This window comes from Acinetobacter sp. 22323, from assembly GCF_052044895.1.
Taxonomy (GTDB): Bacteria; Pseudomonadota; Gammaproteobacteria; order Pseudomonadales; family Moraxellaceae; genus Acinetobacter; species Acinetobacter schindleri.
Map to the genome: position 1 here is coordinate 1 of NZ_JBQEOL010000006.1, position 12,479 is coordinate 12,479.

The following is a 12,479-nucleotide window of genomic DNA, read 5'->3' on the forward strand; positions in this document are numbered from 1 at the left end:
ACCACCTGATCCCTTCCCGAACTCAGAAGTGAAACCTCTTAGCGCTGATGGTAGTGTGGGATTACCCATGTGAGAGTAAGTCATCGCCAGCTCATTATTCTAAACACCCCCTTCTATTGAAGGGGGTGTTTTTTTATGGGCGAGATCTGATCAATTGATTGCTTACTGAAAACTGCGGGCCAACAGATCTATCAGGTGAAAATCTAATGTAATTCAGCCTGTATCAAGGGATAGTTTCAATATAGTTAAGACTTATCGGCGCAAGCTAGGGTTATTTTCGTTTACGATTGTTAACCTTTTTATGCTTTTAGTGAGCGTTTGAGATGCTAAATTGTAAGTTATTCGTTTTAATAAGTATGTAGAATAACAATGAAACAGGTTCATCTCGCAGCAATGTTGTGTTTAGGCTTTATCCCTTATAGCCTGACTGCCTGTCATGCACAGAACAAGACGTCACAGGAACTGAATAAGAGTCCGGAAGCGGCAAACTCTACTTCTGAAACTGTAACTACACCTTCTTCCACTCAAGTACAGCAAGCCTATAAGGTTAATAATATTGCCGAGTTTAATGAACCATGGGCGATAGCACCTTTAAAGGATGGTCATCTATTGGTTACCGAGCGTAAAGGCAGACTGTATTTATTCGATCCAGAAACCAAGAAAAAGACTGTAATTAAAGGCACCCCAAAAGTGGCTTATGGCGGTCAGGGCGGCTTGGGAGATGTCGCATTACATCCTGATTTCGCCAATACCCCATGGATCTATCTGAGCTATGCTGAACAGGGTCAAGGCGGTTATGGCGCAGTAGTAATTCGTGGCAAGTTGGATTTGAAGCGTAGTACACCACAGCTCACCCAGATCGAAAAAATCTGGACTCAGGTTCCTAAATTTTCTTCGGGGCAGGGCCACTATGGACACCGAATTGTATTCGGGCCGGATGGCAAGCTCTGGATCAGCTCGGGTGAACGTCAACAGTTTGATCCTGCACAAGATATGAAGTCTAACGTCGGTAAAATTATTCGCCTGAACGATGATGGCTCGATCCCTGCCGATAATCCCTTTATGAATCAGGGTGAAATTGCCCAGCAGGTTTGGAGTCTTGGACACCGTAATCCTCTGGGAATGGCGTTTGATCCCAAAGGGCAGCTCTGGGTCATTGAAATGGGACCGAAGGGCGGTGATGAACTAAACAAGATTATCAAGGCTAAAAATTATGGCTATCCTTTAGTATCAAATGGTGATCATTATGATGGAAAGCCAATTCCTGACCACAGTACCCGACCTGAATTTGAATCACCTGTATTGGACTGGACGCCGGTAATCTCTCCATCTGACCTGAACTTCTATACCGGAAAAATGTTCCCGCAATGGCAAAATAAAGCGATAGCCACAGGTCTTTCTTCCAAGGCAATTATTATTATAGATACAATGCAGCAACCTGCCAAAGAAGTTCAACGGCTCGATATGAAAGCACGGATTCGTGGCGCAGTACAGGCTCAGGATGGGGGCATCTGGGTGATTGAAGATGGTCCTCAGGCACGTTTGTTAAAGCTCACAGCGCTTTAAGTCATAATTTTTATATAGATAGGAGGATTCTTAGGAATCCTCTTTTCATTTAAGAGTAAAAATATGCTTCTTATAAAGGTATAAAAGAAAAAGCCCTGACATCCTGTCAGGGCTTTTCCAGATTCATTTATCAAGGTATAACTCCTGTCATACCGATCAACTTCCTGCTGCATTTATTGTTTTTTATTCTTCAAGACATCCTGTCCTGTATGTCTTAACTATAAGAGGAATTCCGGATTTGGTATAGCCTCAATTCTCCCCAATACTTGTACGCCATAGCGTACAGTGGTGCTGAAATTTGCAGCAAGAGAGCGGGAATATTTAAGCTTATAGACAACCCAGGAAGTAAAAGGCCTCGACAGGATGTCGAGGCCTTTTGGATTTGCTATGAAGATCTGACTCCTGTCGGATCTGGCAACTTCCTGTTGTGATGCGCTTTTTCTTATTCTTGTATCGCTATTGGACATCCTGTCCAGTGATGACTTAAATATAGCGTGTATATTTGTAGGCAAATAGCAGTGATTTCTGCTTGGCTTGTAAGCTAAAACGGACGTGGCTGTCCGCGGCAACTTATGCACTGACGTACTGAATCAGCTTGTCTACCACGCCTCGCAGGGTTTTATTATCGAATTCATTCCCTTCAAAGGTATAGTCCTTCGCACGACTAAAGATATCACGGATTTCGATTACCGCATTGGTATCCACTAAACCAAGCTGCGTACCGACCTGTCGGATCTGATCGATAGAGCGCGAGCCATTGGTCGCACCATAGCCGACATAAGCCGCCGGTTTGCCTTGCCATTCCTTACCCAGATAATCCAGGGCATTTTTCAGGGCTGGACTGTAGCCATGGTTATATTCCGGGCTGATAAAAATAATGGCATCTGCAAGTGCAATAAAATCAGCCCATTCCTGTTGTTTAGGCTGGTCATAAATACCGGTGAGTGGAGGATGTGCACCAGCAAACATCGGCAGGTCCCATTCTTTCAGATCGACAATTTCAGCTTCCACTGTACTGAAGTGATAGGTTTTAATTTGTTTAAAGATCCAGTCAGCTACTTTGATCGCTACACGTCCTTCGCGAATACTGCCTACAATGATGTAAATCTTCATCTTATTATCCTGTCATTGCTTCACTCAATTTAAATTAATCAGAATAAGCAAGGATGAATAGGCATGATTTGTATCTTGATATCTGCACTAAAAAAAGCGCCCGAAGGCGCTTTGTCTTGAAATAATGCTTACATCAATTTCACACCTTGTTGACCGGCTGGGGTTACTTTAAAGATTTCTACTTCAAAAGTAATATTCTTGCCAGCTAGCGGGTGGTTGAAATCCACTTCAGTGATGTCATCACCGACGGTTTTCACCACGCCATACAGGCTTTGTTTCGCTTTGTCTTCAAACTCGATCATATGACCTTCAATTGGACGTTCGCCAAATTTCACAGTATCAAATTTTTGTACGTTTTCAGGATTCCATGGACCGAAAGCATCTTCAGGAGGAAGACTTACGGTACGACGGTCACCGGCGCGTAAACCGAACAGCGCTTTTTCAAAGCCTGGTAGCAAGCTGCCATCGCCCATCACCAGACTTACCGGCTCAGTACGACTGCGGGTATTGTCAATTTCAACACCATTTTCAATGGCTACTGAGAAATGAAGCTCAACCTTAGAGCCAGCTTCAATACGAGTTTCCTCGTTAGGATTAATAAAATCAGTCATGTTATTTCGCCTGCTGTTGGTTGCGTTTTCCTTCTAAGAAGAAGGTGTCAATCAGCATTAAAATAGTACCTAACGTAATGGCACTGTCTGCAAGGTTAAAGGCAGGGAAGTGGCTATTCTGATAATAAACATGAATAAAATCGACTACATAGCCGAGAGAAACACGGTCAATCAGGTTGCCGATGGCACCGCCCAGAATCAGGGCAACGGCCAAAGGTAAAACTTTCATGTTCTTTGGCATACGCATCAGCCAGAACACGAAAATCACAGACACTACTCCTGCCAGCGAAGTAAAGAAATAACGTTGCCATCCACCGGCATCGGACAGAAAACTAAAGGCTGCGCCATAGTTATGCAGTAATGTCCAATTTAAAAAGGGCAGGACAGGTACTGGATCTGCGTAATTCAGACTAGTGGTCGCAATCCATTTGGTCCATTGATCCAGAATAATTGAAACAATAGTCAGACCTAACCACCACAAGTTGTGAGGATAGAACTGGAATAAGCCCTTTTTTTCTTGTGGATTAGGCATATTTTCTCTCTTCGCCTTGGCCTGTCGGCAGGTTGATGATACAGCGGCCACACAAGCCTGGGTGTGATGCATGTGTGTTTACATCAGGAAGTACATGCCAGCAACGTACACATTTCTCGCCGTCTGCTGCAGAAACTTTCACATTCAGACCTTCTAGATCAGATGTTTCACCTTGGGCAGCCTCAAAATCATTCACGATCACTTGAGAGGTAATCAGTACAAAACGCAGTTCATCACCCAGTTTGTCCAATACCGCTTTCAGCTCGTTCGACGCCCAAAGTTCAACTTTGGCAGACAAGTTCGAACCCACTGTTTTTTCAGTACGCGCCGCTTCAATAAACTTGTTCACTGCAGATTTTACCGAAATCAGCGTTTGCCATTCAGCTTCAGTCACCAAGTTCGCAGTAGATGCAGCTGGAATGTCATACCATTCAGCAGTGAACACATATTTCTCTGACTGCTCAGGAATCAATGGCCAAGCTTCTTGTGCAGTAAAGCTCAAGATCGGTGCCATCCAGCGTACGAATGCCTGTACCAGATGATACAGTGCAGTTTGTGCAGAGTGACGTGCCTGAGAATCGGCTTTGGTAGTGTATTGACGGTCTTTGATGATGTCGAGGTAGAAACCACCCAGGTCATTGATACAGAAATTGGTTAAGGCATTGGTTACGATATGGAAGTTCATATCTTCATAAGCTTGCTGAACGGTTTTTTGTACTTCAGCCGCACGTTGCAGGATGTATTGATCAAGCGCGATCAATTGATCTACAGGAAGCGCATCAGTTGATGGTTTGAAACCATTTAAGTTGGCAAGTAAGAAACGCAGTGTGTTACGGATACGACGGTAACCATCTGATGCACGGCTAAAAATTTCTTTACCTGCAGTCATTTCATAGCGGTAGTCCGCAGATGCAATCCAGAAACGTAAACCGTCTGCACCCATATCTTTAATGATGTCTTGTGGGGTAATAATGTTACCCAACGATTTCGACATCTTGCGGCCTTTCTCATCCACCACGAAGCCGTGCGTCAGCAAGCCTTTATATGGTGCGCGTTCGTTGATGGCAATCGAGGTTAACAACGAAGACTGGAACCAGCCACGGTGTTGGTCTGAACCTTCAAGGTAAAGATCCGCAGGATCTTGCAGTTCTTCACGTTCACGTAATACAGCGTAGTGCGTTGTACCCGAGTCGAACCATACGTCTAGCGTGTCACGTACCGCATTGTACTGTTCAGCATCATCACCGATGAACTCGCGTGCATCACGATTGTACCAGCCATCAATACCTTCCTGTTCAATCAGTTTAGCGACTTCTTCGATCAGTTCAGGCGTACGAGGATGTAGCTCATTGGTATCTTTATGTACGAAGAACGGAATTGGCACACCCCAAGTCCGTTGACGAGAGATACACCAGTCTGGACGGCCTTCAATCATCGCCTGGATACGGTTTTTACCCCAGTCCGGCACAAAGCTGATCTCGTTTTCGATCGCATTCAATGCGCCTTGACGTAAGCCTTTGGCATCCATGCTAATAAACCATTGTGGTGTCGCACGGAAAATAATTGGGGTTTTATGACGCCAGCAGTGCGGGTAGCTGTGTTTGATTGGGTGATGTGCCCAAAGCTTGTTGGCCTCTGCTAATGCAGCAATAATTTGCGGATTGGCTTTGTAGATATGCTCGCCAGCAAACAGCGGAGACGTTGGTAAATACACACCGTTACCGCCGACTGGATTTTCTACTTTCAGGTTGTACAGCAAGCCAACTTTATAGTCGTCCACACCATGGCCAGGCGCCGTATGTACTGCACCGGTACCACTGGTGGCAATCACGTGTTCGCCCAAGATTACAGGCACTTGACGATCGTTAATCAGTGGATGTTGCAGAATCAGGTGCTCAAGTTTGCTACCGGCAAAATCAGCAATGACTTCAACAGTGGTAAAACCGTAGCGTTCAGTTGCAGATTCCACCAGATCTTTGGCCAGGATAAAGTTTTGCGCCGCTTTTTCTTCGCCACGCGCTTTCACCAGTTGATATTCAATTTCAGCATGCAGGGCAACGGCTTGGTTCGCAGGAAGCGTCCAAGGCGTTGTGGTCCAGATCACGATATCAGTACGGTCAGCGACTTCTACACCTAAACGTGCAGACAGGTCAGCCAGATCGACTACAGTGAAACCGACGTCAATCGCGTCTGATTTTTTATCTTCATATTCAACTTCTGCTTCAGCCAGAGATGAACCACAGTCCAGACACCAGTTGACCGGTTTCAGACCTGGTTCGATATGACCAGCTTTTGCGATTGCACCCAGTGAGCGAACAATATCCGCTTCTTGTTTGAAGTTCATGGTCAGGTACGGATTGTCCCAATCACCGAACACACCCATACGTACAAAATCTTTCTTTTGTAATTCAACTTGGGTGTAGGCATATTCACGGCAAGCTTTACGGAAGGTAGACGCATCGACTTTCACGCCGACTTTACCGACTTTTTCTTCAACTTTAAGCTCAATTGGAAGACCGTGACAGTCCCAGCCCGGTACATATGGGGCATCAAAGCCATCCATGACACGGCTTTTAATAATGATGTCTTTTAAAACTTTATTGACTGCATGGCCCAAGTGGATTTGGCCGTTTGCGTACGGAGGGCCGTCATGAAGTACATATTTTTTCTTGCCAATACGCGACTCACGAATCTGCTGATAAATGTTGTCGGCATACCACTCTTCTAACCATTTCGCTTCACGTACTGCCAGATTTGCCTTCATTGCAAAGTCAGTACCTGGGAGGTTTAGCGTGGCTTTGTAATCCACTGCATTTTCAGGAGTTTGCTTATCGCTCATGCAAGTTGTCTTCCAATTCAATCTGTCATTTGACAGACACGTTTTACAATAAAAATATGGGGGATTAAAAGGGAAATGTGGGGTGATTTCGACGAAACTCAAGTAGTTTCTCGACATCGTCATCAATTCCGGCTTTTAGGGCTTCAAGCGAAGGATAATTCTTTTCGCCATGCAAATAGTTTAAGAATGTCACCCGCATCAACAGGCCATACAGATTAGCAGAAACATCAGGGAAATGTACTTCTAATCGCCATTCTGGTTGTTCCTGCTGAATGGCCGGGCGGGTCCCGACATGTCCGGCGCCAAACAGACCGGTGGGGTCATAGCCAGCAATGCCTGTTTTGCTTGCATCACTAGCTATAGCTTTATCTTTTAAAGATTCGGTTTCACACACCACCTCCACGCCATAAATACCCTGCAAACACGGTCTATGACGGTTTAAGCGCACATTAATGGTCGGGAAATCAATGGTGCGGCCAATCTGGTCACCATACTGTACCCGCCCGGTAATGCTATAAGGACGCCCCAGGAGTTTGGCAGCCATGGCAAGATCACCTGCTTGTAGTGTCTGACGGATACGGGTCGAACTGACACGTTCGCCGTCGAGTTGTACGGTATCCAGATTGGTGACCTGAAAACCATAGTTACGTAGGAATTCGCTATTGCCCTGACGGTGTTTACCAAAGTGGAAATCATCACCCAGCACCAGATGCTCGGCATTCAGTTTATCTTTTAGAATATCGGCAAACTGTTCTGCATTCAGGCTACGGAAACTTTCATCAAATTTCGCCACCGCAATATAGTCCACACCCAGTTCAGTCAGGTATTCCACCTTTTCACGTAAAGATGATATACGGGGTGGGGCCTCATAGCCTTTGAAATATTCCAGTGGCTGCGGTTCAAAGATCATGACCACGCTTTTCAGCTGCTGCTGTTCCGCCACGGCTTTCAGCTGTTTGATCATGACCTGATGACCTAAATGCACACCGTCAAAATTACCAATGGTAACCACCGTTTTAGGTAACTCTGTGCGAGACGATAAGGCATTTAGACGGAGCAGCTTCATGGGCGAATCAGGTGCTTGGAAATTCGAAGAGGCTATATATTGCCATAATCTTTACGTTTCGTCTTGTTGTTGTGTTTTTATGCAATATCTTTTATTTAAAAATCTTTAGCCTAGAACTTAATCGGCTGAATAAAATAAAAATTAATCAATATTTCCTGCTTCCTTAGCGCTCTAATAATCAGAGCTATCTCTATTTTTCTGGCAGTTTAAACAGGTTTATAGCAGACAGGGCAGAGACCATTTTCTGCTGAGCAGAAATCGATTTTTATTTGCAGCGCTCACCTGTTTATCTTTTAATAGTCCAGTATTTTAAAATTGATATGGAAACCCAATGTCTGAACATGCACTGATTATGGCTTTGCCCAATGAATCCAAAGGCTTATTTGAAGCACAAGGTATTGATGTGCATTATAGCGGTATTGGCAAAGTCAACGCAGCCTTTAAAGCCTTTGAAGTGATTCAGAACACAGGCTGCAAGACTTTATTGAACCTAGGTACGGCAGGCAGTTCGCATTTTGATGCGCATGCCCTGGTCGAAGTCAGCCATTTTGTGCAGCGCGATATGGATGTTTCACCACTCGGTTTTGACGTCGGCTTAACCCCGATGGATCAGCATTTCCCGGGAGCAATCGAGCTTGAGCCTTTCTTTGATCATTTGCCCAAGGGTATTTGCGGAACCGGAGATAGCTTCGAAACAGGACAACCGAAAGTGCCCTGCCAACTGGTCGACATGGAAGGCTATGCATTGGCCAAGGTATGCAAGAAACTCGGCGTACGCCTGATTTCTGTAAAATACATTACCGATGGTGCCAATGACACAGCGCATCTCGACTGGGAGGAAAACTTATTGTTAGGCGCGAAAAAACTGTTATTTTTATATCAGATGTTAAAATAAGAATAAGTTCAAAGACCGGATCGGCGACCATAATGACTATGGTCGTATGCCAAGCAAAACTTATGCGTTTTGTTCAGGACGTGGTAGTACACCGTAAAGCATCATATGTACAGTGTGCTGAATCACACGCTGCTGCATGCTACGGTTACGCAGCGTTTTGCCGGTCACCATTTCCATCTGTATGGCAAAGTCGGCATAGTTCTGTGTCACTGCCCAGATATTCAGGATCAGCAGTTCAGGGTCAATATCTTTAGAAATCTTGCCCTGTTCCTGCCAGTTACTGATCACCTTGGCTTTACGTTTCACCAGTTTTTTCAGTGGACCTTTCAGGATTTCCAGAATATGTGGTGCCCCCTGGATCACTTCCAAGGCGAACAGGCGAGATGCTTTCGGTTGCGTGCGTGATACTTCAATTTTCTGCATCAGATAATTGGTGATCGCTTCTTCCGGTTCTAGCTCGGCTTCAAGCATTTGCAGCGGTGCAAGCCACTTTTGCAGTACGGTGGTTAACACTTCTACATAGAGAGCTTCTTTATTTTCATAGTAATAGAAAATATTAGATTTATGCATTTCTGCAATTTGTGCGATTTCGTCCAGACTTGCCCCACTAAAACCATATAGGGAAAAAACGTCTAGAGCGGCACTGAGCAGCTGGTTGCGCTTTTGAGTACTCTTTTTTTGTTCCATCAGCAATATAAAAACAATTAAAAAAGGGAATATTGAATTGTACGGCAAATCATCAGATTTGTGCACAAAGTAGAAGTCTAATTTTTTGAATAATGATGATTTATTCTGTAGATCAACTATGTAATCCTTACAAAACTAGCGAATCCCAGTATAAAAATCAAGCTTTTGAAAATGTTTAAATTATTTTGAAGTCTTTTGTTATTGAGAAATCAGTTTAATCAATGTCAGATTCATGACATTTTATTTTTAAGATGGACTGTAATTTTAATTTTGATGAAATTCTAAGAATTATCTATCCTTCAAAGTGAAAACCCGGATTCTAGAGCCGGGTTTTATTTCTTTTTAGGTTGCCAGTACGGCATTCAGAACTCGCTGTTCCAGTTCAGCAAACTGGGTTCCTTTCTGACGTGGACGTGGCAAGTTGACACGGAACTCTTTGGCAATATGACCTTTGTCCAGCAGGATGATGCGATCTGCTAACTGTACGGCTTCACTGACATCATGAGTCACCAGGATCGCAGTAAAGCCCTGTTCAGTCCATAACTTCTCGATCAGGTTCTGCATGTCAAGGCGGGTCAAGGCATCTAGGGCACCTAATGGTTCATCCAAGAGCAGGATACGTGGTTTATGGGATAAAGCACGTGCCAAGGCTGTACGTTGACGCTGACCACCCGACAGTTGCGATGGCCATAGCCCTGCTTTTTCCTTTAAGCCGACTTTCTCCAGCATGCTTGATGCATTGGCATGCTGATCTTTCGGCAAGCCCAATTGCACATTCTGTTCAATGCTCCGCCATGGCAACAAACGCGGATCCTGGAACATCACCCGGATATCGTCCGCAGTAATACCTTCACGAATATGACGTGCTGACTTGAACTTGATTTCGCCGTAGCTCTGTTTTTCCAGATCGGCAATCAGACGCAGCAGGGTACTTTTACCACAACCACTACGACCGACAATTGCCAGGAATTCGCCCGGCTGAATATGCAGATCCAGATCTTCCAGAACCTTGACCGAGCCATAGAACTTATGCAGCTGTTCAATAATAATTTCGGCACCGATGACTGCATGGGGATCAATATCTGCCGCAGCATAGTCTTGTGGTGCAGTTTGGTCATTGGCGAGACGCCCTAAGCTGAGATCAGTCATCATATGCTCCTCAATATTATTCATTTATTTTTGATAGCCAGCATGCCAGCGCAGCAGGAAACGTTCCAAGGCAACCGCCAGAACATCCGCCAGTTTGCCAAGTAGGGCATACAGTAAAATACCGACCAGTACCACATCGGTTTGCAGGAATTCACGTGCATTCATGGTCATATAACCAATCCCGGACTGTGCAGAAATGGTTTCAGCCACAATCAGCAGTACCCACACTAAACCTAACGAGAAACGTAAACCCACCAGAATCGAAGGCATTGCGCCCGGTAAAATAATTTCTTTATACAGTTGCCAACGGGTGAGCCCATAGCTTTTACCCATTTCGATCAGCTGCGGATCGACTGAGCGAATACCATGATAGGTATTGATATAGATCGGGAAGAACACGCCGATAGCGACCAGAAACAGCTTGGCTGATTCATCGATACCGAACCACAAAATCACCAGTGGAATTAGGGCCAGGGCAGGGATGTTCCGGATCATCTGTAAAGTGGTATCGAGCAGGGTAGAGGCAGCCTTGGATGAACCATTGAGTAAACCTAGAAGCAGCCCCAAACCACCACCCACCAGTAAACCACTCAGGGCACGGCCAGCACTGACTTTTACATGGGTCCAGAGTTCGCCACTCATCAGCAGAGCCCAGAATGCGGCGATGACTGCACTCGGTGCAGGTAAAATTCGGCTTTCCAGCAGGCCGGTACTAGACGCGATCTGCCAGATCAAAATTAATCCAATGGGAACTAACCAGGGCAGCAAACGCTGCCTGAGTTGTGTTCCACGTGAAACCTTCTTTTCTGCGATGGTTTCAACAGAAACGACTTTCGACATTAAGCTGGCTCCTGAACACTCGCAGCTTTCTTGTTCTCATCTGGTGTGTAGTTATTCGCCACAATTTCACCGAATGGACCTGTCAGGTTTGGCTGAGTCAATTTTTTCTGGGTTTCAAGTGGTAAAAGTGGGAATACCAGTTCAGCAAAACGGATCGACTCTTCCAGATGTGGGTAGCCTGAGAAGATAAAGGTATCGATACCCAAGTCAGCATATTCCTGAATACGTGCTGCGACAGTTTCAGGGTCACCTACCAGTGCTGTACCTGCGCCACCACGTACCAGACCGACACCTGCCCAAAGGTTTGGAGAGACTTCAAGTTTGCTACGGTCGCCGTTGTGCAGTTCAGCCATACGACGCTGACCGACTGAATCCATTTGCTTGAATTTTGCCTGCGCTGCTGCAATGGTTGCATCATCTACATACTGGATCAGCTCTTCTGCGGCCTTCCATGCTTCTTCATTGGTTTCACGAACAATCACATGTAAACGGATACCGTAGCTAAGCTTACGGCCTTTCGCTTCAGCTTTGGCACGGACATTTTCAATCTTTTCTTTGACTGCTGCAGGTGGTTCACCCCAAGTCAGGTAAGTGTCAACCTGATCTGTTGCAAGTTCAATCGCAGCATCTGAAGAACCGCCGAACCACAGTGGAGGATGAGGTTCTTGAATAGGTGGATAGAGCAATTTTGCATCGTCTACACTTAAGCGTTCACCGTGGAAAGTGAAGCTTTCACCCGTGTGAGAGCGTTTCAGGATTTCACGCCAGATTGTCGTGTATTCAGTTGCAGTCTTGTAGCGGGTTTCGTGATCTTCATACACGCCGTCGCCTTTTAGTTCCTGCTCATCACCACCAGTGACCAGATTTAGCAAGACACGGCCACCAGATAAACGGTCAAAGGTTGCTGCCATACGTGCAGCCAGTGCAGGAGTCGTTACACCCGGACGTAGCGCAACCAAGAATTTCAATTTCTTGGTCGCGTCAATCAGGCTGGCTGCGGTTAACCATGGATCTTCACATGAACGGCCTGTTGGAATCAGTACACCTTCATAGCCCAGGTTATCGACCGCAACTGCAATCTGTTTCATATAAGCATGATCGACCTGGCGTGCACCTTTGCTGGTACCTAAGTAGCGGCTGTCACCATGTGTCGGAATAAACCAGAAAATTTTCATGTCTTT

The 12,479-nt window shown here is 45.4% G+C and carries 11 protein-coding genes and 1 rRNA gene; 3 read left to right on the forward strand and 9 right to left on the reverse strand.

The genetic code is table 11. The features are described from left to right. A 5S ribosomal RNA gene (rrf, locus tag ACTJIX_RS05330) occupies window positions 1–92 on the forward strand; the annotation flags it as partial. Between the two features lie 277 nt (window positions 93–369). Continuing rightward, complete coding sequence (locus ACTJIX_RS05335; protein ID WP_440611246.1) at window positions 370–1,566, forward strand: PQQ-dependent sugar dehydrogenase; 1,197 nt, start codon at window positions 370–372, stop codon at window positions 1,564–1,566. A gap of 570 nt (window positions 1,567–2,136) precedes the next feature. Here ACTJIX_RS05335 and ACTJIX_RS05340 read toward each other — a convergent pair. From ACTJIX_RS05340 to ribF, 5 genes are all read right to left on the reverse strand, one after another. Beyond that, entirely contained in the window at window positions 2,137–2,679 is a 543-nt protein-coding gene (locus tag ACTJIX_RS05340; RefSeq protein WP_048882116.1) for an NADPH-dependent FMN reductase, read from the reverse strand. Window positions 2,680–2,807: 128 nt separating this feature from the next. After that, window positions 2,808–3,290: an FKBP-type peptidyl-prolyl cis-trans isomerase gene (locus ACTJIX_RS05345; RefSeq protein WP_004890959.1), complete on the reverse strand. Its 483-nt coding sequence runs from the start codon at window positions 3,288–3,290 to the stop codon at window positions 2,808–2,810. Window position 3,291: 1 nt separating this feature from the next. Continuing rightward, on the reverse strand, window positions 3,292–3,822 hold the full coding sequence (gene lspA / locus ACTJIX_RS05350) for a signal peptidase II (RefSeq protein WP_004813944.1): 531 nt from the start codon (window positions 3,820–3,822) through the stop codon (window positions 3,292–3,294). Continuing rightward, window positions 3,815–6,661, reverse strand: coding sequence for an isoleucine--tRNA ligase (gene ileS / locus ACTJIX_RS05355; protein ID WP_440611247.1), 2,847 nt, complete (start codon window positions 6,659–6,661; stop codon window positions 3,815–3,817). The genes lspA and ileS overlap by 8 nt, the downstream gene beginning before the upstream one ends. Before the next feature lie 64 nt (window positions 6,662–6,725). Further along, window positions 6,726–7,727 (reverse strand): bifunctional riboflavin kinase/FAD synthetase, encoded by a 1,002-nt coding sequence (gene ribF / locus ACTJIX_RS05360; RefSeq protein ID WP_440611248.1) that lies wholly within the window; start codon window positions 7,725–7,727, stop codon window positions 6,726–6,728. Window positions 7,728–8,058: 331 nt separating this feature from the next. On the opposite strand from ribF, the gene ACTJIX_RS05365 reads away from it, so the two are divergent. Continuing rightward, window positions 8,059–8,622: a 5'-methylthioadenosine/S-adenosylhomocysteine nucleosidase family protein gene (locus ACTJIX_RS05365; protein ID WP_004813939.1), complete on the forward strand. Its 564-nt coding sequence runs from the start codon at window positions 8,059–8,061 to the stop codon at window positions 8,620–8,622. Window positions 8,623–8,682: 60 nt separating this feature from the next. On the opposite strand, the gene ACTJIX_RS05370 is transcribed toward ACTJIX_RS05365, so the two are convergent. From ACTJIX_RS05370 to ssuD, 4 genes are all read right to left on the reverse strand, one after another. Further along, complete coding sequence (locus ACTJIX_RS05370) at window positions 8,683–9,318, reverse strand: TetR family transcriptional regulator C-terminal domain-containing protein (protein WP_171058634.1); 636 nt, start codon at window positions 9,316–9,318, stop codon at window positions 8,683–8,685. Between the two features lie 333 nt (window positions 9,319–9,651). Continuing rightward, a complete protein-coding gene (locus ACTJIX_RS05375; RefSeq protein ID WP_111810717.1) occupies window positions 9,652–10,458 on the reverse strand; it encodes an ABC transporter ATP-binding protein in 807 nt (268 codons plus the stop codon). Between the two features lie 24 nt (window positions 10,459–10,482). Further along, window positions 10,483–11,298, reverse strand: a complete 816-nt coding sequence (gene ssuC, locus ACTJIX_RS05380; protein ID WP_103799799.1) for an aliphatic sulfonate ABC transporter permease SsuC — start codon at window positions 11,296–11,298, stop codon at window positions 10,483–10,485. Next, window positions 11,298–12,473 (reverse strand): FMNH2-dependent alkanesulfonate monooxygenase, encoded by a 1,176-nt coding sequence (ssuD, locus tag ACTJIX_RS05385; RefSeq protein ID WP_004890944.1) that lies wholly within the window; start codon window positions 12,471–12,473, stop codon window positions 11,298–11,300. The genes ssuC and ssuD overlap by 1 nt, the downstream gene beginning before the upstream one ends. Between the last annotated feature and the right edge of the window lie 6 nt (window positions 12,474–12,479).